Annotated in this window: 22 protein-coding genes, 1 tRNA gene and 1 pseudogene; 17 read left to right on the forward strand and 7 right to left on the reverse strand. The window is 65.8% G+C overall.

Going from position 1 to position 26,636, the window contains the following annotated elements:
* The first annotated feature begins 89 nt into the window (after positions 1-89).
* From pheT to HWX55_RS05055, 3 genes are all read left to right on the forward strand, one after another.
* A complete protein-coding gene (gene pheT / locus HWX55_RS05045) occupies positions 90-2,519 on the forward strand; it encodes a phenylalanine--tRNA ligase subunit beta (RefSeq protein WP_175974456.1) in 2,430 nt (809 codons plus the stop codon).
* 71 nt (positions 2,520-2,590) lie between these two features.
* The gene (locus HWX55_RS05050; RefSeq protein ID WP_006486093.1) at positions 2,591-2,977 is read left to right on the forward strand and encodes an integration host factor subunit alpha; all 387 of its coding nucleotides are present in this window, start codon (positions 2,591-2,593) and stop codon (positions 2,975-2,977) included.
* A gap of 52 nt (positions 2,978-3,029) precedes the next feature.
* A complete protein-coding gene (locus HWX55_RS05055) occupies positions 3,030-3,443 on the forward strand; it encodes a MerR family transcriptional regulator (protein ID WP_175974458.1) in 414 nt (137 codons plus the stop codon).
* A gap of 80 nt (positions 3,444-3,523) precedes the next feature.
* Here the strand turns inward: HWX55_RS05055 and HWX55_RS05060 are convergent, their stop codons facing one another.
* Positions 3,524-5,734, reverse strand: coding sequence for a hypothetical protein (locus HWX55_RS05060; protein ID WP_175974460.1), 2,211 nt, complete (start codon positions 5,732-5,734; stop codon positions 3,524-3,526).
* 391 nt (positions 5,735-6,125) lie between these two features.
* On the opposite strand from HWX55_RS05060, the gene HWX55_RS05065 reads away from it, so the two are divergent.
* The 4 genes from HWX55_RS05065 (at position 6,126) to HWX55_RS05080 (ending at position 9,220) form a co-directional block, all read left to right on the forward strand.
* On the forward strand, positions 6,126-6,839 hold the full coding sequence (locus HWX55_RS05065; RefSeq protein ID WP_175974462.1) for a methyltransferase domain-containing protein: 714 nt from the start codon (positions 6,126-6,128) through the stop codon (positions 6,837-6,839).
* Between the two features lie 131 nt (positions 6,840-6,970).
* Positions 6,971-7,047 (forward strand) — tRNA-Pro (locus HWX55_RS05070).
* Positions 7,048-7,187: 140 nt separating this feature from the next.
* Entirely contained in the window at positions 7,188-8,396 is a 1,209-nt protein-coding gene (bamC, locus tag HWX55_RS05075) for an outer membrane protein assembly factor BamC (RefSeq protein WP_175974464.1), read from the forward strand.
* Between the two features lie 533 nt (positions 8,397-8,929).
* Positions 8,930-9,220, forward strand: coding sequence for a putative quinol monooxygenase (locus tag HWX55_RS05080; protein ID WP_027810280.1), 291 nt, complete (start codon positions 8,930-8,932; stop codon positions 9,218-9,220).
* Between the two features lie 47 nt (positions 9,221-9,267).
* Here the strand turns inward: HWX55_RS05080 and HWX55_RS05085 are convergent, their stop codons facing one another.
* The 3 genes from HWX55_RS05085 to HWX55_RS05095 all read right to left on the reverse strand — a co-directional run bounded on the left by HWX55_RS05085 (position 9,268) and on the right by HWX55_RS05095 (position 10,863).
* Positions 9,268-9,525, reverse strand: a complete 258-nt coding sequence (locus HWX55_RS05085; protein ID WP_034184019.1) for a hypothetical protein — start codon at positions 9,523-9,525, stop codon at positions 9,268-9,270.
* A gap of 136 nt (positions 9,526-9,661) precedes the next feature.
* Positions 9,662-9,925, reverse strand: coding sequence for a hypothetical protein (locus HWX55_RS05090; RefSeq protein WP_050012476.1), 264 nt, complete (start codon positions 9,923-9,925; stop codon positions 9,662-9,664).
* 221 nt (positions 9,926-10,146) lie between these two features.
* Positions 10,147-10,863 carry a YdcF family protein gene (locus tag HWX55_RS05095; protein WP_175974739.1) on the reverse strand — a complete coding sequence of 239 codons (717 nt, stop codon included), beginning with the start codon at positions 10,861-10,863 and terminating at the stop codon, positions 10,147-10,149.
* Positions 10,864-11,023: 160 nt separating this feature from the next.
* On the opposite strand from HWX55_RS05095, the gene HWX55_RS05100 reads away from it, so the two are divergent.
* Positions 11,024-11,341 carry a hypothetical protein gene (locus HWX55_RS05100; protein ID WP_050012478.1) on the forward strand — a complete coding sequence of 106 codons (318 nt, stop codon included), beginning with the start codon at positions 11,024-11,026 and terminating at the stop codon, positions 11,339-11,341.
* Positions 11,342-11,534: 193 nt separating this feature from the next.
* On the opposite strand, the gene HWX55_RS05105 is transcribed toward HWX55_RS05100, so the two are convergent.
* Positions 11,535-11,786, reverse strand: coding sequence for a hypothetical protein (locus tag HWX55_RS05105; protein ID WP_050012479.1), 252 nt, complete (start codon positions 11,784-11,786; stop codon positions 11,535-11,537).
* 211 nt (positions 11,787-11,997) lie between these two features.
* A pseudogene (locus HWX55_RS05110) lies at positions 11,998-12,384 on the reverse strand (transposase); the annotation flags it as partial.
* A 430-nt stretch (positions 12,385-12,814) separates the two neighbouring features.
* On the opposite strand from HWX55_RS05110, the gene HWX55_RS05115 reads away from it, so the two are divergent.
* The 9 genes from HWX55_RS05115 (at position 12,815) to truB (ending at position 24,961) form a co-directional block, all read left to right on the forward strand.
* On the forward strand, positions 12,815-13,717 hold the full coding sequence (locus HWX55_RS05115) for a LysR family transcriptional regulator (protein WP_089488385.1): 903 nt from the start codon (positions 12,815-12,817) through the stop codon (positions 13,715-13,717).
* 74 nt (positions 13,718-13,791) lie between these two features.
* Positions 13,792-14,994 (forward strand): pyridoxal phosphate-dependent aminotransferase, encoded by a 1,203-nt coding sequence (locus tag HWX55_RS05120; RefSeq protein ID WP_175974466.1) that lies wholly within the window; start codon positions 13,792-13,794, stop codon positions 14,992-14,994.
* A 272-nt stretch (positions 14,995-15,266) separates the two neighbouring features.
* On the forward strand, positions 15,267-16,298 hold the full coding sequence (scpB, locus tag HWX55_RS05125; protein WP_175974468.1) for an SMC-Scp complex subunit ScpB: 1,032 nt from the start codon (positions 15,267-15,269) through the stop codon (positions 16,296-16,298).
* A 60-nt stretch (positions 16,299-16,358) separates the two neighbouring features.
* Positions 16,359-18,113 (forward strand): 23S rRNA pseudouridine(2605) synthase RluB, encoded by a 1,755-nt coding sequence (rluB, locus tag HWX55_RS05130; protein WP_175974470.1) that lies wholly within the window; start codon positions 16,359-16,361, stop codon positions 18,111-18,113.
* Positions 18,114-18,558: 445 nt separating this feature from the next.
* Complete coding sequence (rimP, locus tag HWX55_RS05135) at positions 18,559-19,017, forward strand: ribosome maturation factor RimP (RefSeq protein WP_175974472.1); 459 nt, start codon at positions 18,559-18,561, stop codon at positions 19,015-19,017.
* Positions 19,017-20,492 carry a transcription termination factor NusA gene (nusA, locus tag HWX55_RS05140; RefSeq protein ID WP_006476166.1) on the forward strand — a complete coding sequence of 492 codons (1,476 nt, stop codon included), beginning with the start codon at positions 19,017-19,019 and terminating at the stop codon, positions 20,490-20,492. Before rimP ends, nusA begins: the two co-directional genes overlap by 1 nt.
* A 91-nt stretch (positions 20,493-20,583) precedes the next feature.
* A complete protein-coding gene (infB, locus tag HWX55_RS05145; RefSeq protein WP_124593175.1) occupies positions 20,584-23,502 on the forward strand; it encodes a translation initiation factor IF-2 in 2,919 nt (972 codons plus the stop codon).
* 114 nt (positions 23,503-23,616) lie between these two features.
* Positions 23,617-24,015, forward strand: coding sequence for a 30S ribosome-binding factor RbfA (rbfA, locus tag HWX55_RS05150; RefSeq protein WP_050012484.1), 399 nt, complete (start codon positions 23,617-23,619; stop codon positions 24,013-24,015).
* A 13-nt stretch (positions 24,016-24,028) separates the two neighbouring features.
* A complete protein-coding gene (truB, locus tag HWX55_RS05155; RefSeq protein WP_175974474.1) occupies positions 24,029-24,961 on the forward strand; it encodes a tRNA pseudouridine(55) synthase TruB in 933 nt (310 codons plus the stop codon).
* A 90-nt stretch (positions 24,962-25,051) separates the two neighbouring features.
* On the opposite strand, the gene HWX55_RS05160 is transcribed toward truB, so the two are convergent.
* On the reverse strand, positions 25,052-26,611 hold the full coding sequence (locus tag HWX55_RS05160; protein WP_050012486.1) for a DHA2 family efflux MFS transporter permease subunit: 1,560 nt from the start codon (positions 26,609-26,611) through the stop codon (positions 25,052-25,054).
* Positions 26,612-26,636 lie beyond the last annotated feature (25 nt).

Genomic DNA, 26,636 nt, shown 5'->3' on the forward strand with positions numbered 1-26,636 from the left:
GCCGCGCCGACCTGTGCCCGCGCACGCCCAGACGGACGTTTCCGACGGGGCCCGGGCGTCGATCTAACCTGTTTCGAACGTAGACATCCATGCAATTCCCTGAATCCTGGTTGAGAACCTTTGTCGACCCGCAGCTGACGACCGACGCCCTGTCGCACGCGCTGACGATGGCGGGGCTCGAAGTCGAATCGCTGAGCAAGGCTGCGCCGCCGACGTCGAAGATCGTCGTCGGTCGCGTGCTCGAAGTCGTCAAGCATCCGGATGCGGACAAGCTCAATGTCTGCCAGGTCGACGCCGGCACCGGCGCGACGCTGAACATCGTGTGCGGCGCCCCGAACGTGGCGCCCGGCATCAAGGTGCCGGTCGCGCTGGTCGGCGCGGAACTGCCGCCGGCGGAAGAGGGCGGCAAGCCGTTCGCGATCAAGCTGTCGAAGCTGCGCGGCGTGGAGAGCCAGGGGATGCTGTGCTCGGCGCGCGAGCTGAAATTGTCCGAGGATCACAGCGGGCTGCTGATCCTGCCGGAAGATACGCCGATCGGCCAGGACATCCGCGAGACGCTCAATCTCGACGACACGATCTTCGAAATCAAGCTGACGCCGAACAAGGCCGACTGCCTGTCGGTGTTCGGTATCGCGCGCGAGACGGCCGCGATCACCGGCGCACCGCTGACGCCGGTCGACATCCGCCCGGTGAACGTCGAGCTCGACGAGACGCTGCCGGTGCGCATCGCTGCGCCCGATCTGTGCGGCCGCTTCTCGGGTCGCGTGATCCGCGGCGTGAATGCGCACGCGAAGACGCCGCAGTGGATGGTCGAGCGCCTCGAGCGTTCGGGCCAGCGCAGCGTGTCCGCGCTCGTCGACATCTCGAACTACGTGATGTTCGAGCTCAGCCGCCCGTCGCACGTGTTCGATCTCGACAAGATCCACGGCGGCATCGAAGTGCGCTGGGGCAAGCGCGGCGAATCGCTGAAGCTGCTCAACGGCAACACGGTCGAACTCGACGAAACGGTCGGCGTGATCGCGGACGATCGTCAGGTCGAAAGCCTGGCCGGCATCATGGGCGGCGACAGCACGGCCGTCACGCTCGATACGACCAACATCTACCTCGAAGCCGCGTTCTGGTGGCCGGACAGCATCCGCGGCCGCGCGCGCAAGTACAACTTCTCGACCGATGCGGCCCATCGCTTCGAGCGCGGCGTCGATTACGCGACGACCGTCGAGCACGTCGAGCGCATCACGCAACTGATCCTCGAAATCTGCGGCGGCAAGGCCGGCCCGGTCGACGATCAGGCGGTGAACCTGCCGCAGCGCGTGCCGGTGAAGATGCGCGTGTCGCGCGCGAACCGCATCATCGGCGTGAAGATCGACGCCGACGAGATCGCGAACATCTTCACGCGCCTCGGCCTGCCGTTCGAGCGTGAAGACGACGCGTTCCTCGTCACGCCGCCGTCGCACCGCTTCGACATCGAGATCGAGGAAGACCTGATCGAGGAAGTGGCGCGCATCTACGGCTTCGAGAAGATTCCGGCGCGGCCGCCGGTCGCGACGAGCGAAATGCGCGCGACCCACGAGACGCGGCGTTCGATCCACGACATCCGTCACGCGCTCGCCGCGCGCGACTACGCGGAAACCGTCAACTTCAGCTTCGTCGATGCGGAGTGGGAGCAGGATTTCGCGGGCAACGACAACCCGATCCGTCTGCTGAACCCGATCGCGAGCCAGCTTTCGGTCATGCGCACGACGCTGTTCGGCAGCCTGATCTCGGTGCTGCGCCACAACCTGAACCGCCGCGCTGATCGCGTGCGCGTGTTCGAATCGGGGCGCGTGTTCATTGCCGATCCGTCGGTGAAGGCCGGCGAACTGGCGGTCGAAGGTCATGCGCAGCCGAAGCGCGTCGGCGCGCTGGCGTACGGTCCGGCATTCGACGAGCAGTGGGGCGTCGTGACCCGCGCGGTCGATTTCTTCGACGTGAAGGGCGACCTCGAGGCGCTGCTCGCGCCGGCGGCCGCGCGTTTCGTGAAGGCCGAGCATCCGGCCCTTCATCCGGGCCGCAGCGCGCGCATCGAAGTCGATGGCCGTGCGGTCGGCTGGATCGGCGAGCTGCATCCGCGCCTGATGCAGAAGTACGAGCTGCCGCACGCGCCGGTGATGTTCGAAATCGACGCGGATGCGCTGACTGCACGTGCGCTGCCCGCGCCGACCGACGTGTCGAAATTCCCGCCGGTCCGCCGCGATATCGCCGTTGTCGTCGATCAGGCGGTCGAGGTTCAGGCACTTTTCGACGAAATGAAGAAGGCGCTTGCCGAAGACGCCTGCCGATTCGTTCAGAAGGTTGTACTCTTTGACGAATTTCGTGCAAAATCAAATACTTCCGGTGGTCTTGCCGCGAACGAGAAGAGCCTGGCCTTCCGCGTGACGCTGCAGGACGCGGCTGGCACGCTGCAGGACGAGGTCGTCGACCAGGCGATCCAGACGCTGGTCGAGCGGATGGCTCGCGCCGGTGCGCGCCTGCGCGGCTAAGGAGAGGGCCCGCCCGTTCGCGGGCGGCTTTTTCCATCGTAAGTTTTGATTCAACGCGCTGTATGGCAGATATGAACGACATGACCTCGAGTGAATTCGAAGCCCTCCTGACGGCGCAACGCAGCGCCATGAACCGCGACGCTTCGGCGCCGGCGTCCACCGAGACGCCGACGCTGACGAAGGCGGAACTGGCGGAGCTGCTGTTCGACAGCGTCGGGCTGAACAAGCGTGAAGCGAAGGACATGGTCGAGGCGTTTTTCGAAGTGATCCGCGATGCGCTCGAAAACGGCGAAAGCGTCAAGCTGTCGGGGTTCGGCAATTTCCAGCTGCGCGACAAGCCGCAGCGTCCGGGCCGCAACCCGAAGACGGGCGAGGCGATTCCGATCGCGGCCCGCCGGGTGGTAACCTTCCACGCGAGCCAGAAGCTGAAGGCGCTGGTCGAAAACGGCGCGGAATAATACGCGCCCACGCCCCGCGCGGCCGCCGCGCACCCTTACCGACGGTTAACCGATGACCACCACGGTTGAGAAAGTCGTCTTGCCTCCGATTCCCGCGAAGCGCTACTTCACGATCGGCGAAGTCAGCGAACTGTGCGGGGTCAAACCACACGTGCTGCGTTACTGGGAACAGGAGTTCACTCAGCTGCGGCCGGTGAAGCGGCGCGGCAACCGGCGGTATTACCAGCATCACGAAGTGCTGCTGATCCGGCGGATTCGCGAGTTGCTGTACGAGCAGGGCTTCACGATCAACGGCGCGCGCAACCGGCTCGATTCGCCGGGCAGCGAGCGGGCCGCGGCGGAGCCGGTCGAATCCGATATGCAGGCAGCCGATGCGCGCGGAGCGGCCAGGGCGGGCGCCAACGTCGATGTGACCGCGTTGCGGCAGGCACTGCTGGACGTGATCGACGGCCTGAAACACGACTGAACGTACGGCGCGCAGGATGTATGGGAAAGCCCGGTTGGCAACCGCCACCGGGCTTTTTTCATACGTATCGCGCGTGCGGATCAGCGCGACGCGAGCGGATTCTTCCGGCCCATGTCGACGACCAGCGTGCCGTCCGGCAGCATCCGCACCGAGCCCTGCGCGACCTGGTTGCGGTACCCGTACAGGTCGAACCGCATCGGCCCGGCCTCGGCCGAATTCCGGATCAGCGCGCGTACGTTCAGTTCGAGCACGTTGAACATCTTCATGTCGCCGCCTTCCATCCACATATAGCTCGGCGCATCGATCTGCGGCCGCTTCGGCGCGGGCGCGCCCGCTGCACGCCGGAACGTCAGACGCAAGCCATCGCGCTCGACCGTCGCCTGCGCGAGCTTGCCGTTCAGCACGGGCGGCGGAAACACTGTGTACTGGTCGAGCACGAGCGTGTCGCCGCGCAGTTCCGCGCCGCGCCGCTGCAGCGGCGTCAGCGACGACAGCTCAATGCCGAGCGAGCGCAGCAGCGTCGCCTGCGGGATACCGAGCACCGACACCTGCGACGGCCTGAATGCGAGGTGGCGGTCGTCGAGCACCGTCAGCGAGCCCTTCATGTCGGTCGGCAGCCAGACGCCCGGCACGTGATTCCACAGCTTGATGCCGCCCTGGACGCGCAGGTTCTGCCCGTCCGCGCTCAGTTGCAGGCCGTTCAGCGAACGCGGCGAATAGTCGAGCAGGTAGTCGTTGAACAGCGCCGACATCGCCTTCCACGACTCGACGACCGTGCCGCCGAGAATGCGGATGTCGTACTGGTTCGGGTCGTCGAGATCGATAGGTTCGCCGGCGCGCTTCGACACGAGTTCCACGTCGAGATCCTCGACATGAAAACCGATATCGCCGGACAGGTTGAAGTCGACGTTGCGCAGATGGATCGTCGGGTTGCGGTTCGACACGTGCCGCTCGTTGAACGGCGTCGTCGACGTGCGCCGCATCGCGACCTTCTGCATGCCGGGCCGCGCGGCGTCCGCCGCGAGCGCGTACGCTTCCCAGTGCTGGCGCACGTCGCGCAGCGCATTCTGCTGCGCGGCGAGGAAGCTGTCGTTCAGGCGCGCGGCCGCGTTGCCGAGCAGCGCGCCGCTCGCCCGGCCCGCATATGAAGGCATCCGGATCGCCATCGCGCCGCTTTCGTCGAAGTTGAAGTAGCCGGCCGATACCTGGTCGCGATAGTGGTACAGGTCGAACACGAACGTCTGGTCGTGCTTCGACGTGTCGAGCGGACCGATCAGGATGTCCGCGTTCATCGGCATCGAGCGCATGAACTTCACGTCGCCGCCGCGAATGTACATCGCTTGCTGCGGCGCGTTCGCGGGCATCGCGAAGCCCGCATGCGTGCCGTCGTCGAGCTTCAGGTCGAGGCCCGCCGGCGTTACGCGCAGCGCGGTGATCGTGAGCTTGAGGCGCGGCGGCGGCATCAGCTTGTCGACCGCCATCACGAGATCGTCGCCGGCGAGTTGCGCGATCGGCGTCTGCACCTTCAGCAGGTCGGCCATTTTCACGTTGGCCGCGCGCATCACCGGCTGCGCGTCGAGGCCCGACACGCGTACGCCGGTCGGGTGGAACACGAGCTGGCTGCCGTCGCGGATCGCGAGCGTGCCGGTCAGCGAGAACGGTACCCAGCCGTCGCGCTGCATCTCGCCTTGCAGATGGATCACGCCGTCGCCGGCCGATACCGCGAGCTTGCGCAGCGGCGCGTTGCGATAGCCGAAGATGTAGGTGTTGAAGAGGGCGGTCAGTTTCGCGTTGTCGAGTGTGACCGTGCCTTCGTGCACGTCGATCTCGAAGCTCGTGGGATCGTCGAATACGATCGGCGCGCCGGCCTGCGTGGGCACGAGCGTGGCCGATAACTGATGAATGAAGAAGCCGAGATTGTTGACGACGCGGAAATCGACGTCGCGCAGGAACGTCATCGCGCCGTTCTGGCCCGAGTCGCGCAGCGTGAACGGGCGCGGCTGCGTGAGGCTGATCGACGCGAGCGACGGCACGGTGCGCGCGATTTGCTGCTCGCGCGCGAGGCGCTCGGCCTTCGTGCGTTCGATCTTCGTCGATGCGATCGACGTGTTGCTGTCGCGCTGCGCGGCCGATTCCGCGCAGCCGGCGCACAGCAGCGCGAGCGCCAGCGCACCGCAGCCGAACACGCGGGATATCGTGTGTGATCGCGGGGCGGCCGTGCGTCGCAGGCCGGCAACCCGGTCGAAAATTGCCAAAGGCGAGCGATGGCCGCGCCGGACCGCATTCCGCATCGTCTGTCTCCATGTCTTGTCTTGATCGACGGCGGCGCGCGCCACTGCACGGCGCGAGCGTCGATGCCGTGCAGTGTGTCATAGCGCGCTAGAGCGGCGTTACCAAACAACGGCCGCCCGGTTACGGCGCGCTGGCGGGCTGCCGGATAATGGTTTCGCGGTGGACGGACGGTCGGATCAAACGATCGTTTGGTTTGTCCGGACCGCCGGCCGGCGTCTTTCGACGCGCCCCTGAAAACCCGCGGCCGACCATGGCCGGCGCGGGTTTCACCGGATGCCGAAGCGGCGCGGCCCCGGGCATCGACGGATACGATCGACGCGGGCGGCGAGGTAAGATCGGCTCAGTGGCGAATTCGACATCACAACACGGCAGCCATCACGGGGAAGCGCCATGGACCTGAAGGAAGTCGACGTACTGGGTGCGGGGGTGGGCGATCACTGGTACTACGCGTCGAAGGCGAGCGCCATTCGCCGGTTCCTGGGCGCGTCGGGCGCGAACCGGATACTCGACGTCGGTGCGGGCTCCGGCTTTTTCTCGAAGCATCTGCTCGAGCGCACGCCGGCGACGGAAGCATGGTGTGTCGACACGAGCTACGCCGACGACAGCGACGGCGAGGCGGCCGGCAAGCCCATCCACTTTCGGCGCTCCGTCGATCGATTCGACGCCGATCTCGTGTTGCTGATGGACGTGCTCGAGCATGTCGACGACGACGTCGGGTTGCTGACGCAGTATGTGAAGGGCGCGCCTTCGGGCAGCCGGTTCCTGATTACGGTCCCCGCGTTCCAGTTCCTGTGGAGCGGCCACGACGATTTTCTCGAGCACAAGCGCAGGTACACGCTCGGCGGCCTCGAGGACGTGGTCCGGCGCGCGGGGCTCGACGTCGAGCACGGCGCCTATTATTTCGGCCTGACGTTTCCGCTCGCGGCCGCACTGAGGCTGGGCGAGCGGGCGCGTTCGCATCCGCGCGAGCCTGCGTCGCAATTGCGCCGTCATCATCCGTTCGTCAACGGTTTGCTCAAGACGATCTGCCGCATCGAGTTGCCGATGTTCCGCTTCAACCGCATCGCCGGCCTGACGGTCATCTGTATCGCGCGCAAGCGGTGAAGGCGATGCGGGTTCGATGCCGCGGATTGCTTGCATCGGCACGATCGCGCCAAAAAATTTCACGAGAACCGGCACAAAATGCATGCGACCCGTTCTAAATCGGGGAACTGTCTGTTATAATTTTTTTCTTTCGGGGCGTAGCGCAGCCTGGTAGCGTACCTGCATGGGGTGCAGGTGGTCGGAGGTTCAAATCCTCTCGCCCCGACCAGACAAGAACCCGCGTCAGTTCAAGCTGACGCGGGTTTTTTCTTGGCCGTCGCTTTTTTGCACATCGCAGCGCGGCCCCGGTAAAATGCAAGGTTGATCCACGGAAAGCGCCGTGATTTAGCGGAAGAGGATTCCCCGAACATGACTGATCTTCGTCTTACCATGCGGTTCGCTGCAGTGCTCGCCACCGGCGCGCTCGTCGCCGGTTGCGGTACGTCGTCGCCCACGAAAGTGGACTACAAGAGCGATTCGAAATCGAAGGAAGCGTCGCTCGCAGTGCCGCCCAACATGCTCGACGAGACGGCCGATCAGCGTTCGCTGCCGCCCCAGGGCGGCGCGACTTCCCTGTCCGCGCTCAAGCAGGTCCAGCAGGCCGCGCCCGCGCTGGATACCGTCGCACCGGCCGTGGCCGGCATGCATATCCAGCGCGACGGCACCGAAAGCTGGCTCGTGATCGACGGCAAGCAACCAGCCGCGATCTGGCCGCAGGTTCGCCGTTTCTGGCAGGAGCAGGGCTTCCTGCTCGTCGTCGACCAGCGCGACAAGGGCGTGATGGAAACCGACTGGAACGAAACCCATCCGCAGATCAACGACGGCCTGATCCGCAGCGTGATCTCGAAGGCGATGGGCAATTCGTACGTGACGGCCGAGCGCAACAAGTACCGTACGCGTCTCGATTCGGCGCCGAACGGCGGCACCTACGTGTTCATCAGCCAGAAGGGGATGCGCGAGGCGATCACCGGCGCGAACAACGATTCGAGCAAGTGGGAGCCGAAGCCGAACGATCCGGCGCTCGAGACGGAATACCTGAAGCGGCTGATGGCCGTGCTCGCGCAGAACGAGCAGCGCGCGAAGAACGGCGAACCGCCGATCGCGAACATCAAGGACAACGCGGTACCGAAGGACAAGAAGGCCGATGCCGACGCGTCGTCGAAGGCCGCCGCGGCGATCGCCGCGCAGAACGTGTCGCGCACGTCGGCGCAAGGCAGCGACGCGGCTGATGCGGCCGTGCCGTCCGAAGTCACGCTCGGCGAGCCGTACGACCGATCGTGGCTGCACGTCGGGCTCGCGCTCGATCGCGCGAACTTCACGGTCGACGATCGCGATCGCTCGAAGGGCCTGTATTTCGTGCGCTATGTCGATCCGAAGGATCTGAGCTCGGCCGAGCAGGGCTTCTGGAGCCAGCTGTTCCACGGCAAGAAGGAAAAGCAGGCGAAGCAGTATCGCGTCAACGTGAAGGCGCTCACGGCCGATCAGACGCGTGTCGCGGTCGTCGACGATGCGGGCGCGATCGACACGTCGTCGCCGGCTCGGCAAATCATGGGGTTGCTCGTGAATCAGCTCCGCTGATCCCGGCGTTTTCCGCACTCCTGAAAAGCCCGCCATCCGGCGGGCTTTTTTCATGGCTGCTTGCTGGCGCGTGCGTTTGTTCTAGTGGTTCGGCCCGCCTCGTGACGTTACGTAACATCCGGGCGTTACGACGGCAGAACACGTGTCACATTGTCGCCGATCCAAAAAATTGTCCTTAAAAATCAAAGGAGTGTCGTGCATGTCGAGCTTGGCACGTAACCTGCTTTATAGGTTGGAATCGTTAGGACGGGGAGGCTGGCGTCAGCGTCCGGAGCGTGCGCCGCGTGCGCCAAACAACGGTCTCGATGCCTTCACACGCCGACGCGACAAGCGTCCGCACAACAGATGATGATCCGCACCCGCGTGCGGATCTCGATGGCCCCGTCGCCTATCCTCGTAGGGCGACGGTTTCGCCCGCGCTTCTCTGAAGCGCGGGCTATTTTTTTTGTGCCATCGTCATGCCGTATCGGCGTAGCCGATGCGCGCTGCGGGATTCGCGTATTCTCGGACTTTTTCGGACGAAGGAGGCGGGAATGGCGGAAATCGCAGTCGTGGCGCTGATCGTGGCGAAGCCGGGCGCGGAGGAAAAACTGCGCACCGTGCTCGAGGGTATCGTCGAGCCGACCCGCAACGAAGCCGGCGCATTGCAGTACGACTTGCACCGGGATCTGAAGGAGCCCGCGCGGTTCGTATTCGTCGAGCGTTGGGAAAGCGAGGAGGCGTTGGCTGCTCATGCGCGTTCCGCGCATATTCTCGCTTATCGCGAAGCGGCCGCGGACTGGATCGAGCGTTCCGAGATCCGCGTGCTGTCGAAGCTCGTCTGAACGCGAGCCGGGCAGGGCGACCGGACGTGTCCGGTCGCGGCGGCGCGTCAGTGCGACGTGCCGGGTACGTCCAGGATCAGGATGATCGTCCAGTCGGCGTCGCCGTCATGGTGATACTGGCGCTCGGCAACGATGAACGGTTGCTGCTTGCCTTGCGGGCCGAGGAACAGCACGTCGCCCTCCATCGGCAGGCACTCGATCGGCGGCAGCGCGAGGAACGCGTCGGCCGAGCCGCGGGGCATCAGTTGCTTGATCTGGCGAGTGGCGGCTTCGGTCCACTCGATGTCGAGTTGAATGTTGCTCATGCTGTCCTCCGCACCGGGGTGCGCACGGGTGGAAAATTTCGGTGCGCGACTTTAGCACAGCGCGCAGGCGCCGCAACCAAAAAAGCCGAACCCGGCTGCCCGGATTCGGCTTTTCGCTGAAGCGGTGCCGCCGAACTTACTGGCTGGCAGCGTCTGCAGCCTTCGCCTTCTTGGCGGCCTTCTTGTGATGCGCAGCCTTCTTGCCGTGGTGATGCTCTTCCTGCGCCGCCGGCTGAGCCGCTTCGGCCGCTTGTTGCTGTTGCAGCGCTTGTGCACGCTGCTCGATCTCGGCGATCTTGGCCGGATCGGTGATGGTTTGAATCTGCGTGCTCTCTTGCGCGTACGCTGCGCCAGTCAGCGCCGACATCGCTACCAGGATAGCCAGGGACGTCTTCTTCATTGCTTTACCTCCGCTAAGTGGTGATGAACCCGAGTGTTGCCGTTTTGTCTGGCGACCGCCGTCGAGTGCGTGTCGAGTGTAACAAAAGTGACGGATCAATGTGCACCGGATCGTCGCACGACGCAAGGCCTCGTTGAAGTCGCGCAACACTTCGCGCACTTCGTCACGCGTCTGCCATCCGCGGTGGCACCGTGATTTTCGCGCCGGTTTTCCCGGTGTCGTCAGAACCAGCCGAGCCAGCGATACACGTGGAATTGCGCGATTCCCACCAGCTCGTGCAGCGCCTGGTTGGCGTTGACCACATTGCGCCAGCGCGGCAGCCAGCCCGTCTGCGCACGGCGGAGATTCGCATAAACGGGCTGCGGATCGATGCCGAAACGGCGGAAATCGAGCAGGGCGCGGCGCATCTGATACGACGACGTGACGAGAATGCGCGCGTCGTCATACTGTGAGCGTAGTATAGACGCAGTGAATTTCGCGTTTTCGTAGGTCGTGCGGCTGTTCGGTTCGAGCACGAGGTCGGCGGGCGCCACGCCCTGCGCGACGAGCTGGCGTCCGTAGACGGCCGCCTCCGTGTCGCCGTGATGTTGCGGGTCGCCGCCGGACATCACGACGGTGCAGCGCTCGGCCTGCTGCCGGCATGTGCGATAGAGCGTCGCAACCTTGCGGATGCGCGCGACGCCGTCGGGCGGCGGCTGCAATCCGGTGTCGGTGCGGCGCGTGCCGGCGCCGATGAGGATCAGCGTGGTGCGCCCATGCATGTCGGGGCGCTCGACCGGCGTGACGCCGGCCTCGGTCCACGCGATCAGCGGCGCCGCGAGCCAGCCCGTCGCGAGCAGCCAGAACAGCGCGGCGGCGGTGATCGAAATGGTTCGACGCTGCTTGCGGCAGAGCATGAAACCGATGAAGAGAAGTACAAATGAATCGAACAGAATCAATTTGATTGGGGTATGGTGTCTTTTTATGGACGGCTGACGATACGGCCCTGACGCGACGCCGAACAACGTTGGCCTCCAGAATCGGTGGCGGTTTCGGCGGGCGGAGACCCCGCCCGGTGCGCCGCTTCGCATTGTCGCTGCACTTTAAGAAAGAATCGAGATGGCCACGTATTCCAACGAAGCGGTGCTCGACGCATTGAGACGAGTGCAGTACCGCCAGGTACCGTGGGCACGCCGCCCGGGCGTGTTCGAGTATCTCCGTTCGCTCGGGCTGATGGACACGGTCAGGCAGAAGACCGTTGCCCCCGCACCGGGCTTTCATGCACCGGTCGACATTGCCGTACTGACCGACAGCGGTCGAGCCGAATTCTCGCGCCTCGAGCGCGCCGAGAAATTACTTTCCTGGACTGATCGCCGCATGGACGACTACGCATTGAGCGAAGCGGGCGCCGTGGCGATTCTCGAAAGCCGCCTGTAGCGGGCTTCATCCCGGCCCGTGCGTCGCCGCGCAGGCCGGCGATGCAAAAAAAAGCCCGTATCGCGAGGATACGGGCGTACCGGATACTTTTGCTGCTGCCACGCTGTGCTCATGGCAACGATGTGACTCGCCGCATGCGGCGCAGTTCCCGGATCCGGGCATTTTCTTTGGCGAAATCTCGAAATCGGCAGGACTACGGATGACGCGACATGCCGGGCGGCTGTGAGCCGATCCGCGCCCGAGCGTTGCTGGCGATATCGCCGCGCAGGTCGCCGCGCGGCACGGTTTGCCGGCTCGACGAGTTGGCGGCCGGCGGCTGGCGGAGGCTGTTGCGGTGGTCCTGCTGGCGATGGGGCGGCTTCGCGCGATCGTCGGCATGGGCAGGAGCGGCCAGCGCCACGGAAACGACAATGCCGCATGCAACGAGCAGTGACATTGTTTTCATGGCGGGGCTCCCTCTCAAGCCGTCCGTGCGGCCTGTTGATATGACGCTAAGGTAAGCGTGGGAGTGCAGGCTTGCTGTAAATATTGGTAAATAGATGTTTCGCGGCACGACAACGGTAATCGACGGCAAAGCGTACGACGCAACGAAGTCGCGTCGCAGAAAGACACCGGGCGGCCGAAGCCGCACGATCGAGCATTCGTTACGCCATCTTGACGGGCGCGCGCCAGGATTCCGGATTGGTCCAGAAGGCGCCGCGCAGCCGGTCGCGGCTCGGCGGGGCGGGCGGCTTCGCCGCGCTTGCGCCGATGCGTCCGCGCAGCGAGATTTGCCGGCCGCTCGTGCCGAGTCGTTTCACGATTTCGGCGAGCGTACCGTCCGCCTGCCATTCGTCGAAGCGGCGGCGGCAGGTCGGCGGGGACGGGTAGCGGCCCGGCAGTTTCGACCAGCCTTCACCCGTCGACAGCACCCACAGCACGGCGTTGACCACCGACCGGGCTTCCACGCGGGGACGGCCGCGCCGCTCGCTCCGCGCGGGCTCCGAGCAAAACAGACCCTCGACCAGCGCCCACTCGTTATCTCTCAAATCGTCGAACAGCATCATGTCCTCACCTCAGCGAAGCTAACTCCGGTGCGCTGCCCTGCGCCGCGCACTCTTCAAGCACTCGAGCGTCGAGTGCCGGGTGGGGGCGTCCGGTTGGCCGGCAGCGGCGTTTCTGCTCTTCCGTCCGACGAACCTGCACCCTGTGCGCAAGGTAATGCACGAAGCGTGCCATGTCGGAGGTGAATCCCTCGAGAGCCGCTTGGCAGCGAGCTAACGGCTAAGTCAGCTAGGGGCGTATAAGACGCCAAAATAACCCGTCAGCAAATCGGGACAATCACCAATCTTGTGCAATTCGCCCATGTCACGTGCGTTTGCGAATCTATTGCACCGCAGCGAAACATGGACGGCGGGGGCCAGATTCGCTCACCGCGGACGGCTTCGCACATTAGAATCACGCATCGATATCGGCGATTGATGAGGTCGGGACATGAACGTTACGCTGCGCCAGCTTCGCGTGTTCATCGAGGTCGCGCGGCTCAAGAGCTTCAGTCGGGCGGGTGACGAGATCGGGCTCACGCAGTCCGCGGTCAGCCGTTGCGTGCGTGAGCTCGAGGCCGAACTCGGGTTGAAGCTGATCGACCGGACGACGCGCGACGTGCAACTGACCGACGTCGGCGGAAACCTGATCGCGAGCGTGTCGCGCCTGCTCGACGATCTCGACGACACGCTGCGCGAGATTCGCGAGATCGGCGAGCAGCGTCGCGGGCGCGTGATCGTCGCGGCAAGCCCGACGATCGCCTGCAGGCTGATGCCGCGCGTGGTGGCGTCGTGCGAGCGCCAGTTCCCGTTCGTGACGCTCGGCCTGCGCGACGACGTGCAGAGCGACGTGCTGCGCAAGGTGAAGTCGAGCGAAGTCGACTTCGGCGTCGTGATCGGGCCGCTGACGGTCGCCGATATCGTCTGCGAGCCGCTGATGACCGATTCGTTCTGCCTCGTCGCGCGCGCCGACCATCCGCTTGCGGCGCGGGCCGAGGTGCCGTGGACGGCGCTCGACGGCGAGCGCCTCGTGCTGCTCGATCATGCGTCGGGCAGCCGGCCGCTGATCGACGCGGCGCTGGCCACGCATCGCGTCAACGCGACGGTCATGCAGGAACTCGGGCATTCGGCGACCGTGTTCGGGCTGGTCGAGGCCGGTGTCGGCGTGAGCGTGCAGCCGTGGCTGTCGTTGCCGCTGCCTGCCGGCTCGACGCTGGTCGCGCGGCCGCTCACGCCGCGCACCGAACGCACCGTCGAGCTGGTGCGCCGCCGCGACCGGTCGTTGTCGCCCGCCGCGCAGGCGATCTGGGAGCTCGTGCGGCAGATGCCGGCAAGGGCCGAGGATCTCGACTGACGTGCGCCGCCGTGCGCCGGTCCGGCTTGCCGGCCGGTACACTACGCGGATCGTGTTCCTCCGCGGTGTTCTCGATGACGCATTCCGCAGGTTTTTTCCCGCCGCACGATGAGCCGGCGGCGCGCACCGCGGTGCATGCGCTGCGGCCGTCGCTGATCCGCGAGGTCGCGAACGCCGGCTTCGGCGTGCCGGACATGCTGCCGTTCTGGTTCGGCGAATCCGATCGCGTGACGCCGGACTTCATCCGCGACGCCGCGGCGGCGGCGCTGCGCGACGGCGCGACCTTCTACACGCACAATCTCGGCACGGCGCCGCTGCGCGACGCGATCGCGGCCTACGTCAGCGCGCGTCACGGTGTGACGGCGGCCGACACGGTCGCCGTGACGAGTTCGGGCGTGAGTGCGCTGATGCTGGCCGCCCAGATGCTGGTCGGGCCGGGCGAGCGTGTCGTCGCCGTCACGCCGCTGTGGCCGAATCTCGTCGAGATTCCGAAGATCCTGGGCGCGCAGGTCGAGTGCGTGCCGCTCGGCTACGGCGACGCGGGCTGGCAGCTCGACGTCGGCCGGCTGCTCGCGGCGCTGACGCCCGATACGCGGATGCTGCTGATCAACTCGCCGAACAACCCGACCGGCTGGACGATGTCGCGCGACGATCAACTGGCCGTGCTCGCCCATTGCCGTCGTCACGGCATCTGGCTGGTCGCCGACGAGGTGTACGAGCGGCTTGCCTTCGACGAGGGCGGCGCGCCGTCGTTTCTCGACATCGCGTCTCGCGACGAGCGCGTCGTGGTCGTGAATTCGTTCTCGAAGGCATGGGCGATGACGGGCTGGCGGCTCGGATGGCTGATTGCGCCGGCCTCGGTGATGGGCGACCTGTCGAAGCTCGTCGAATACAACACGTCGTGCGCGCCGGGCTTCGTGCAGGCCGCGGCCGAGGTCGCGTTGCGCGACGGCGAGCCGTTCGTGCGGTCGTTCGTCACGGCGCTGCGCGACGCGCGCGATCACCTGGTCGCCGCGCTGCGGACGCTGCCGGACGTCGAGGTGCCGCCTCCGCCGGGCGCGATGTACCTGTTCCTGCGGTTGCCGGGGGCGGCCGACAGCCTGGCGTTCTGCAAGACGCTGGTGCGCGACGCGGGGCTCGGCCTGGCGCCCGGGCGTGCGTTCGGCCCGGAGGGAGAGGGGTTCGTGCGCTGGTGTTATGCGTGCGATCCGGCGCGGCTCGACGCGGGCGTCGAGCGGCTGCGCCGGTTCCTCGCGCATGGCGCGGGCGCCCGGTGAAGCGGGGACGGAGCGGGCGCGCCGCCCGCGCGGCGGCCTGTTCCGCTCATCTTTACGCACCGGGCAATTTTGCGTAATATGGCGCTCAGTCACGCGGTTCCGTCGTTGAGCCGTGCTGTTCCGTCCGGTTTGGGCCTGGCCTGAAGTTGGTTCGCCGCCCCCGGTTCGTGCTCCCATCAATATGACCGATCAGAATCGGGCGAGCGCGTCTTCCGTTCCTTTCGTCTGTTTGTTGATCCGGTTCGTTTGACCACAGGGTCTGGCCTAGCTGCATGAATACCCAAGAGGCGAAGATCGTCCTCGAGACTGCTTTGATCTGTGCGCAGGAACCGCTGAAGCTTGGCGATTTGCGCAAGCTCTTTGCCGACGGCGTGTCGGCTGACACGGTCCGCACGTTGCTCGAAGACCTGAAACAGGATTGGTCCGGTCGCGGTGTCGAACTGGTGGCGCTGGCGACCGGGTGGCGCTTTCAGAGCAAGCCGGCGATGCGTCATTATCTGGATCGCCTGCATCCCGAGAAGCCGCCGAAATATTCGCGCGCGGTGCTCGAAACGCTCGCGATCATCGCGTACCGGCAGCCCGTCACGCGCGGCGACATCGAAGAGATTCGCGGCGTCACGGTCAATACGCAAGTGGTCAAGCAACTCGAGGACCGCGGCTGGATCGAGGTGATCGGTCATCGCGACGTGCCGGGGCGTCCGGCGCTGTATGCGACGACCAAGCAGTTCCTCGACGATCTCGGCCTGAAGGCGCTCGACGACCTGCCCGCGCTCGAAGAGCCGGCCGCGAACATCGAGGCGGCGCTGCTCGCGCAGCAGGCGATGGATTTCGACGGTGACATGCCGGCGGCCGACGCGCCGCAGGCGCTGGCGGATGAAGCAGTCGCCGGCGAGTCGACCGACGGGGCCGGCGATGCCGCGGCCGACGTCGCGTCGACGCAGGAAATTCCGGGTCGCGATACGCTCGATGCTGATCGCGGGCAAACGGAACAGATTGAACAGACGGAACAGGTTGGCGCCGAAGCAGTGCCGACCGATGTGCAGCCCGAGCCGCAGCGTGCGGATTGGAGCGAGGAAGATCGCAAGCCGGCCGCCGAAGCGGCTGCCGGAGACGGAGCGGAAGCGGCCGGCGACATGCCCGGCGAGGCTGATCAGGCCGACGCATCCCGCCCCCGTCCTGCGGACGACGAGACGCTGGACGACACGTCCGACAGTCTCGCGGATGCCGTGCGAAGCGCCAGTGCGCCCATCGGCGCCGACGCACTGCCGGACGACGAAGCAGAACCCGAACAGCGTCGCGCCTGATCGCGGCCAACTTCTTGCCGCGCCCGCGCCGGGCGCGAGACCTGACATTTTGAGGTTGTTTTGACAGATATCCACGATATTGAATCGTCCGCGCCTGCCGTGCAGGCAGCGCGTGCCGACGATGCGCCGGAGCAGGATGCTTCGGCCGCGGGTGGCGACGAGCGTCCCCGCCGCGGTCTGCGGCGCGGCCCGCGCAGCCTGATCGCGCGGCGTCGCGCGGCGGCCAAGTCGAAGGGCGCCGAAGGCGAGCAGCCGGGTGCCGAGGGCGCGGATGCGCAGCCGGCCGACGCCGTCGACGCGCAGCCGGCGCGTGCGCCGCGCAAGGAAGGCGCGGCCAAGGGCGGTCGCAAGCCGGCCGCCAAGCGCGAAGGCGCACCCAAGGGTGGCCAGGGCGGCCAGGGCCGTCGCGGTGCGGCGAAGGCTGAAGGCGGCCCGGCGAAGGCGGCGGAAGGCGATGCGTCCCAGGACGAACTGTTCGCATACGTGACGTCGCCCGCCTTCGACGCGGACAACTCCGCGGGCGGCAGCGGCGTGCGTGCGCCGATGCTGCGCCGCGGCCGCAGCCAGCCGGCGAACAAGCGCGTGCTGTCGCCGGACGACGACGCGCCGAAGCTCCACAAGGTGCTGGCGGAAGCCGGCATGGGTTCGCGCCGCGAAATGGAAGAGCTGATCGTCGCCGGCCGCGTGTCGGTGAACGGCGAGCCCGCGCACATCGGCCAGCGGATCATGCCGACCGACCAGGTGCGGATCAACGGCAAGCCGGTCAAGCGCAAGCTGCCGAACAAGCCGCCGCGCGTGCTGCTGTATCACAAGCCGACCGGCGAGATCGTCAGCCACGCGGATCCGGAAGGCCGTCCGTCGGTGTTCGACCGTCTGCCGCCGATGAAGACGGCGAAATGGCTCGCGGTGGGCCGCCTCGACTTCAATACCGAAGGTCTGCTGATGCTGACGACCTCCGGTGATCTCGCGAACCGCTTCATGCATCCGCGTTACAGCGTCGAGCGCGAGTACGCGGTACGCGTCGTCGGCGAGCTGGCCGAAGGGATGCGGCAGAAGCTGCTGCACGGCGTCGAACTCGACGACGGTCCGGCGAATTTCCTGCGCATCCGCGATGGCGGCGGCGAAGGCACGAACCACTGGTATCACGTCGCGCTGGCCGAAGGCCGCAACCGTGAAGTGCGCCGGATGTTCGAGGCGGTCGGCCTGATGGTGAGCCGGCTGATCCGGACGCGTCACGGCCCGATTCCGCTGCCGCGCGGCCTGAAGCGCGGCCGTTGGGAAGAGCTCGACGACGCGCAGGTGCGCAAGCTGATGGCGACCGTCGGCCTGAAGGCGCCGTCCGAGGAGAAGGGCAAGCGCGGCGGTGCCGGTCCGGCCGAGCGTCGCCAGCCCGACCCGATGGAGACGTCGATGGGCTTCATCAGTCGCGAGCCGGTGCTGACGACGCATGGGCAACTCGACCAGCCGCGTCGCGGCGGTGGCCGACGCGGCGGCCCGGGTCTGCCGGGCCTGAGCGGCTACGGCAGCCTGCCGGTTGCGCCGTCGGGTTATGGCAACCGCGCGGGCGGCGGCCGTGATGGCAACCGCGCGGGCGGCGGCCGCGACGGCAATCGCACCGGCGGTGGTCGCGATGTCGACGGCAATCGCGCGTCGTATGGCGCGGGCCCGAAGCGCGATGGTGCCGGCCCGAAGCGCGGCGGCAGCAAGGGTGGCGGCAATCGCAATCCGAACGGCAATCGTGCGGACGGCGCCGGCAACGGCGGCGGCGCGCGCGGTGGCCAGCGTCCGCAGCGCAGCCGCACGCGCGGCCGCTAAGCGTCTATTGGCGCACGGCGGCGTAGAGCCGCCGGCGTGCCGGCTCGATCGGCGTCCGGCCGATTTTTCCGGCACGACGCATCGCGTCGATGGTTTTCGGCTGTATCCATGCCGCGTGCCGCGGCAATGCCGATCATCGGCGCGGCGGGATGCGCCGGTCGACCGGACAAGCCCGATTTCGCATTTTCGGTCCGTAAAGGCAGCCGACGCGCTGCTTTTACCGGCTGGCTTGGCGTTTGCGCCAAAAATCGCTATAATCGCGGAGTCGCTGGGCGTACGGATTCAATGTGCGGCTCAGGTGCGACCACCAGTAAGAAGATGGGCGTTCCGCCCATTTTTTTTTGCTGAAACGGTTAGGCATCTCGGGTAGCGCTTCCTGCGCCGGCTAAGGCGCGCGCCCGCGGGTGAATCGCGAGCGGCGGGCGCGAACACCTGAGAGGACACTGTGCAACTGACGGAACTGATAGAAACCACGGTCACCGGGCTCGGCTACGAGCTGGTGGAACTCGAGCGCACCGGGCGCGGCATGCTTTGCATCTATATCGATCAGCCTGCCGGCATCTCGCTCGAAGATTGCGAAAAGGTTACGCGTCAGCTCCAGCACGTCTTGACGGTCGAAAATATCGATTACGAACGGCTCGAAGTCTCGTCCCCGGGGCTCGACCGCCCGTTGAAGAAGCTGGCCGACTTCGAGCGCTTCGCCGGCAGCGAAGTTTCCGTGACCTTGAAAAAGCCGCTGGACGGGCGCAAGACGTACCGGGGCATTCTGCACGCGCCGACTGGCGAAACGATCGGTTTGGAATTTGAGGGGAAGAAGGGCGAGGCAGCCATGCTGGATTTCACGCTGGCCGATATCGATAAAGCCCGCCTGATTCCGCAAGTTGACTTTAGGAGCCGCAAATAATGAGTCGCGAAGTGTTGATGCTGGTGGATGCGCTGGCGCGCGAGAAAAACGTCGACAAGGATGTGGTGCTGGGCGCCCTCGAGGCTGCGCTCGCGTCCGCTTCCAAGAAGCTGTTCGACGAAGGCGCCGAAATCCGCGTCCATATCGATCGCGAAAGCGGCGAGCACGAAACCTTCCGTCGCTGGCTCGTCGTGCCCGACGAGGCAGGCTTGCAGGAGCCGGATCGCGAGATCCTGCTGTTCGAAGCACGTGAGCAGAAGCCCGACGTCGAAGTCGGCGAGTATGTCGAGGAACCCGTTCCGTCGATCGAATTCGGTCGGATCGGCGCGCAGGCCGCGAAGCAGGTGATCCTGCAGAAGGTGCGCGACGCGGAGCGCGAGCAGATCCTGAACGACTACCTCGAGCGTGGCGAAAAGATCATGACGGGTACGGTGAAGCGCCTCGACAAGGGCAACTTCATCGTCGAATCGGGCCGCGTCGAGGCGCTGCTGCGCCGCGATCAGCTGATCCCGAAGGAAAACCTGCGCGTGGGCGACCGCGTGCGGGCATACATCGCGAAGGTCGACCGCACCGCGCGCGGCCCGCAGATCGAGCTGTCGCGCACGGCGCCCGAATTCCTGATGAAGCTGTTCGAGATGGAAGTGCCGGAAATCGAGCAGGGTCTGCTCGAGATCAAGGCGGCCGCCCGCGACCCGGGCGTGCGCGCGAAGATCGGCGTGATCGCGTACGACAAGCGGATCGATCCAATCGGCACCTGCGTCGGCATTCGCGGTTCGCGCGTGCAGGCCGTGCGCAACGAGCTCGGTGGCGAAAACATCGACATCGTGCTATGGTCGGAAGATCCCGCCCAGTTCGTGATCGGCGCGCTCGCGCCGGCAGCCGTCCAGTCGATCGTCGTCGATGAAGAAAAGCATTCGATGGACGTCGTCGTCGACGAGAACGAACTGGCTGTCGCGATCGGCCGCAGCGGTCAGAACGTGCGCCTTGCCGGCGAACTGACCGGCTGGCAGATCAACATCATGACGCCGGACGAATCCGCGCTGAAGCAGGGCGAAGAGCGCGACCGGCTGCGTGCGCTGTTCATGGCGCGTCTCGACGTCGACGAAGAAGTTGCCGACATCCTGATCGACGAAGGCTTCACGAGCCTCGAGGAAATCGCGTACGTGCCGCTCAACGAAATGCTCGAAATCGAGGCGTTCGACGAGGACACCGTGCACGAACTGCGCAACCGCGCACGCGACGCGCTGTTGACGATGGCCATCGCGAACGAAGAAAAGGTCGAGAACGCAGCGCTGGATCTCAAGAGCCTCGACGGCATCACGCCGGAGCTGCTCGCGAAGCTGGCCGAACACGGCGTGCAGACGCGCGACGATCTCGCCGAACTGGCTGTAGATGAACTGGTCGACATGACCGGAATGGAAGAGGATGCCGCTAAGGCGTTGATCATGAAAGCACGTGAACATTGGTTCCAGTGAGAAATGACCATGGCGCACTGATTTGATGGCGGCCGTATGGCCTGACCCAATGCTAACCGCAAGGAATCGGTTCTTGCACTAAGAGGAATGAATGGCGAGTAACAACGTAGCCCAATTTGCCGCGGAACTGAAAATGCCTGCTGGTGTGCTGCTCGAACAGCTGCAGGCAGCGGGCGTCCAGAAAGCGAGTGAAGACGATGCGCTGTCCGAAGCGGACAAGGCGCGTCTGCTCGATCATTTGCGCAAGTCGCACGGCGCAACCGACGGCGACAAGCGCAAGATCACGCTGACCCGCAAGCATACGTCGGAGATCAAGCAATCTGACGCGACGGGCAAGGCTCGCACCATTCAGGTCGAGGTCCGCAAGAAGCGTACGTTCGTCAAGCGCGACGACGTGGCCGACGGCGCGGAACAGGGTCAGGCGCAGGTCGCCGAAGCGGACGACGATGCAGAACTGAAGCGTCGCGAGGAAGAGGCGCGCCGCGAGGCCGAGCTGCTCGAGAAGCAGGCGCAGGAGCTGCGCGAGCGTCAGGAGCGCCTCGAGCGCGAGGAAGCCGAACGTCGCGCCCGCGAGGAAGCGGCCGAGGCCGAGCGCCGTCGCGCCGAGGAAGAAGCGGCGACGAAGCGTGCCGCGGCGGAAGCCGCCGCAGCCCAGCAGCAGGCGGCAGCGCAGCAGGCTGCTGCTGCCGAGCAGGAAGCGACGCCGACGCAGTCCGCGCAGGACGAAGCACGCGCAGCCGCCGAACGCGCGGCGCAGCGCGAAGCGGCGAAGAAGGCCGAGGACGCTGCCCGCGAGGCAGCCGACAAGGCGCGCGCCGAGCAGGAAGAGATCAGCAAGCGTCGCGCGGCGGCAGAAGCCGAAGCACGCGCGATCCGCGAAATGATGAACACGCCGCGCAAGGCCGTGGTCAAGGCAGTCGAGCCGCCGAAGCCGGTCGAGCCGCCGAAGCCGGCTGAAGCGAAGGGCACGCTGCACAAGCCGGCGAAGCCGGAAGGCGCACAGGCGCGTCCGGCCGTGAAAAAGCCGGCGGGTGCGGCGGCTCCGGCCACCACGCAGGCGCCGGCAGGCGCGGGCGACCGCAACAAGAAGCCGGGCGCAGGCAAGGGCGGCTGGCAGGATGACGCATCGAAGCGTCGCGGCATCAAGACGCGCGGCGACTCGAGCGGCGGCGTCGACCGCGGCTGGCGCGGCGGCCCGAAGGGTCGCGGCCGTCACCAGGACAGCTCGACGTTCCAGGCGCCGACCGAACCGATCGTTCGCGAAGTGCACGTGCCGGAAACCGTGTCGGTTGCCGATCTCGCGCACAAGATGTCGATCAAGGCCTCCGAAGTCATCAAGGTGATGATGAAGATGGGCCAGATGGTCACGATCAACCAGGTGCTGGACCAGGAAACGGCGATGATCATCGTCGAGGAACTGGGCCACCGCGCGGTTGCCGCGAAGCTGGACGATCCGGAAGCGCTGCTCGTCGAAGGCGAAACCGGTACCGATGCGGAGCAACTGCCGCGTCCGCCGGTCGTCACGGTGATGGGTCACGTCGACCACGGCAAGACCTCGCTGCTCGACCACATCCGCCGCGCGAAGGTTGCAGCGGGCGAAGCGGGCGGCATTACGCAGCACATCGGCGCGTACCACGTCGAAACGCCGCGTGGCGTCATCACGTTCCTCGATACGCCGGGTCACGAAGCGTTCACGGCAATGCGTGCACGCGGCGCGAAGGCGACCGACATCGTGGTGCTGGTGGTGGCAGCCGACGACGGTGTGATGCCGCAGACGAAGGAAGCCATCGCCCACGCGAAGGCGGGCGGCGTGCCGATCGTCGTCGCGATCAACAAGATCGACAAGCCGGATGCGAACCTCGATCGCGTCAAGCAGGAGCTGGTCGCGGAAGGCGTCGTGCCGGAAGAATACGGTGGCGATTCGCCGTTCGTGCCGGTGTCGGCGAAGACGGGCGCGGGGATCGACGATCTGCTCGAGAACGTGCTGCTGCAGGCCGAAGTGCTGGAACTGAAGGCACCGGTCGAAGCGCCGGCCAAGGGCATCGTGATCGAAGCGAAGCTCGACAAGGGTAAAGGCCCGGTCGCGACGATCCTCGTGCAGTCCGGTACGCTGAACCGCGGCGACATCGTGCTGGCGGGTACGGCCTACGGCCGCGTCCGTGCGATGCTCGACGAGAACGGCAAGCCGACGAAGGAAGCCGGCCCGTCGATCCCGGTCGAAATCCAGGGTCTGTCGGAAGTGCCGGGTGCGGGCGAGGAAGTGATCGTGCTGCCGGACGAGCGCAAGGCACGTGAAATCGCGCTGTTCCGTCAGGGCAAGTTCCGCGACGTGAAGCTCGCGAAGCAGCAGGCCGCGAAGCTGGAAAGCATGCTCGAGCAGATGGGCGAAGGCGAGGTGCAGAACCTGCCGCTCATCATCAAGGCAGACGTGCAGGGTTCGCAGGAAGCGCTCGTGCAGTCGCTGCTCAAGCTGTCGACCGACGAAGTGCGCGTGCAGATCGTGCACAGCGCGGTGGGCGGCATCAGCGAAAACGACGTCAACCTGGCGACGGCATCGAAGGCGGTCATCATCGGCTTCAACACGCGTGCGGATGCTCAGGCACGCAAGCTGGCCGAGGCGAACGGCATCGATATCCGCTACTACAACATCATCTACGACGCAGTGGATGAGGTGAAGGCGGCGATGTCGGGCATGCTGGCGCCGGAGAAGCGCGAAGTCATCACCGGCATGGTCGAGGTGCGCCAGGTCTTCAAGGTACCGAAGATCGGCACGGTCGCCGGCTGTATGGTCACGGACGGTATCGTCAAGCGCTCGTCGTCGGTGCGCGTGCTGCGCAACAACGTCGTGATCTTCACGGGCGAACTCGAATCGCTGAAGCGCTTCAAGGACGACGTGAAGGAAGTGAAGCAAGGCTTCGAGTGCGGTATGTCGGTGAAGAACTTCAACGACATCGTCGAAGGCGACCAGTTCGAAGTCTTCGAAGTGACCGAAGTCGCGCGTACGCTGTAATCGTCGCGCATCGGCTCATGGGCGGGGCAGGCTTGGGCCTGTCCCGCCCATTTTCATGGTGGCGTGCCGAAAACGGCCGCCGCTTCATCCTGATAAACGGATCACGGATCGATCATGTCCAGGAAACGTACTTCCCCCAATCGCAACGTTCAGATCGCCGACCAGATTCAGCGCGATCTGTCCGAACTCATCATGCGCGAGGTCAAAGATCCGCGCGTCGGCATCGTGACCATCCAGAGCGTGGAACTCACGCCGGACTATGCGCACGCGAAGGTCTATTTCACGGCGCTCACCGGCGATCCGGACAAGACGCAGGAGGCGCTGAACCATGCGTCGGGTCACCTGCACAACCTGCTGTTCAAGCGCCTGCACATTCATACGGTGCCGACGCTGCATTTCCATTACGACCAGACGATCGAGAAGGCCGTCGAAATGTCGCGCCTGATCAAGGAAGCGAACTCGACCCGCGCGAAGGACGACGACGAGGCCGACGCGCCGGCCAAGGACGACTGAGCTCGACGGGCCTATGACGAATGCAGCACCCCAACGTCCGCGCGTGCCCCGGCGCGTGCTGGACGGCGTTCTTCTGCTGGACAAGCCGGTCGGCCTGTCCAGCAACGATGCGCTGATTCGCGCGAAGCGCCTGCTTCTCGCGAAGAAGGCCGGCCACACCGGCACGCTCGATCCGCTGGCTTCGGGCCTGCTGCCGTTGTGTTTCGGCGAAGCGACCAAGTTTTCGCAGGATCTGCTCGACGCCGACAAGACCTATGAAGCGACGATGCGTCTCGGCCAGCGCACGGCCACCGGCGACGCGGAAGGCGACGTGATCGACACGCGGCCGGTCGAATGCGATCGGGCGGCGGTGGAAGCCGCGCTCGTACGCTTCACCGGCGACATCGTGCAGGTCCCGCCGATGTATTCGGCGCTTAAGCGCGACGGCAAGCCGCTGTATGAATATGCGCGCGCCGGCCAGACCGTCGAGCGGGAAGGCCGCAACGTGACGATCCACTTGCTCGAACTACTCGCGTGCGAGCTGCCCGACGTGACGTTTCGCGTGACCTGCAGCAAGGGCACGTATGTGCGCACGCTGGCCGAGGATATCGGCGAGACGCTGGGTTGCGGCGCGCATTTGACGATGCTGCGTCGCACGGGCGTCGGTGCGCTGACGCTCGACCATGCGGTGACGCTCGACGCGCTGTCGGACGCGCCCGAATCGGCGCGCGATGCATGGCTGCAGCCGGTTGACGCGCTGCTGTCGACGTTTCCGCTGGTGCGTCTCGACGAAGCTAGCGCGAAGCGGTTTCTGCACGGGCAGCGGCTGCCGCTGTCGGCGCTCGAGCCGATCGACGCGGCCGAGGGCGAGCGCGTGCGCGTGTACGACGCAACGCGGTTACTCGGCGTGGCGCGTAGGGCGAATGGCGTGCTCGCGCCGGAGCGGCTGGTCGTGACGGCTGAGTGATGCGAGGCGCGCAAGCGCCATCGCCGGCACAAAAAACCCGGTCGATTTCGACCGGGTTTTTTGTTGGATGCGTTGCGTTGAACGTGGTGCTCAGTGCGCGGCCGACGCCGCCGCACCTGCATCGCCGCCGCCCGCGCGTTCGGGCTTCGTGATCCAGATCAGTCCGATCAGCAGCACGAAGATCGCCGCCGAAATGTAGAACAGATCGTTCACGCCCAGCTGCGCAGCCTGCTGCGTGGCCATGTTGTTGATCAGGCCGTGTGCCTGCTGCTGCGTGAGCCCGAGATTGCCCATCTGAGTGACGGCCTGATTGAACGTCGGGTTGTACGGATTCGTCTGCTCGACCAGCTGCGCGTGGTGGAAGTTGTTGCGGTGGTCCCATGCGGTCTGGAAGATCGACGTGCCGATGCCGCCGCACATGATCCGCACGAAGTTCGACAGGCCGGACGCCGCCGGAATGCGGTGGCCGGGCAGACCCGACAGCGTGATCGACACCAGCGGGATGAAGAAGCCCGCCATCGCGATGCCCTGCACGAGCGTCGGCAGCGTCAGCGACCATTCGTCGACGCCGGTCGTGTAGCGCGAACGCATCCAGAAGCACAGCGCGAACGTGAGGAACGCGGCGGTCGCGATGTAGCGCGGATCGGTGCGCGGCAGGAACTTGCCGGTCAGCGGCGACAGCAGGATCGCGAACAACCCCACGGGCGCCATCACGAGCCCCGCATCGGTGGCCGTATAGCCGATCTGGGTCTGCAGCCACAGCGGCAGCAGCACGAGATTGCCGAAGTAGAGCCCGTAGCCGACCGCGAGCGCGATCGTGCCGCCCGTGAAGTTGCGCATGCGGAACAGCGACAGGTCGACGACCGGATGTTCCGCGGTCAGCTCCCAGATCACGAAGAACGCGAACGAGATGACCGCGATCAACGCGAGCGCGACGATCGTGGTCGACGCGAACCAGTCGAGATCCTTGCCCTTGTCGAGCATGATCTGCAGCGAGCCGACCCACAGCACGAGCAGCGCGAGGCCGACGCCGTCGATCGGCGCGCGGCGCACCGTCGATTCGCGCGTACGGTAGATCGACCACGTGGCAAGCGCGGCGGCGATGCCGACGGGAATGTTCACGTAGAAGATCCACGGCCACGAATAATTGTCCGAGATCCAGCCGCCGAGGATCGGCCCCGCGACCGGCGCGATCAGCGTCGTCATCGACCACAGGGCGAGCGCCATCGGCGCCTTCGCGCGTGGATAGCTCGACAGCAGCAGCGATTGCGACAGCGGAATCATCGGGCCCGCGACGGCACCCTGGAGCACGCGCGACGCGAGCAGGAATGGCAGGCTCGGCGCCAGCCCGCACATCCACGACGAGATGACGAACAGGATGATCGACGCGAGGAACAGGCGAACTTGCCCGAAACGGTCGGTCAGCCAGCCGGTCAGCGGCACCGAGATTGCGTTGGCGACCGCGAACGACGTGATGACCCACGTGCCCTGGTCGGACGACACGCCGAGGTCGCCCGAGATGGTCGGGATCGCGACGTTCGCGATGGACGTGTCGAGCACGTTCATGAACACCGCGAGCGACACCGCGATCGTGCCGAGCACGAGTTGCCCGCCCTGCAGGGGCGGGTAGGAGACAGGAGCCTGTGCCATGTCGGTTGTCTTTCCGGAGTCGGAA

The sequence above is a fragment of the Burkholderia sp. BCC1047 genome (genome assembly GCF_902833155.1).
Classification (GTDB): Bacteria; Pseudomonadota; Gammaproteobacteria; order Burkholderiales; family Burkholderiaceae; genus Burkholderia; species Burkholderia sola.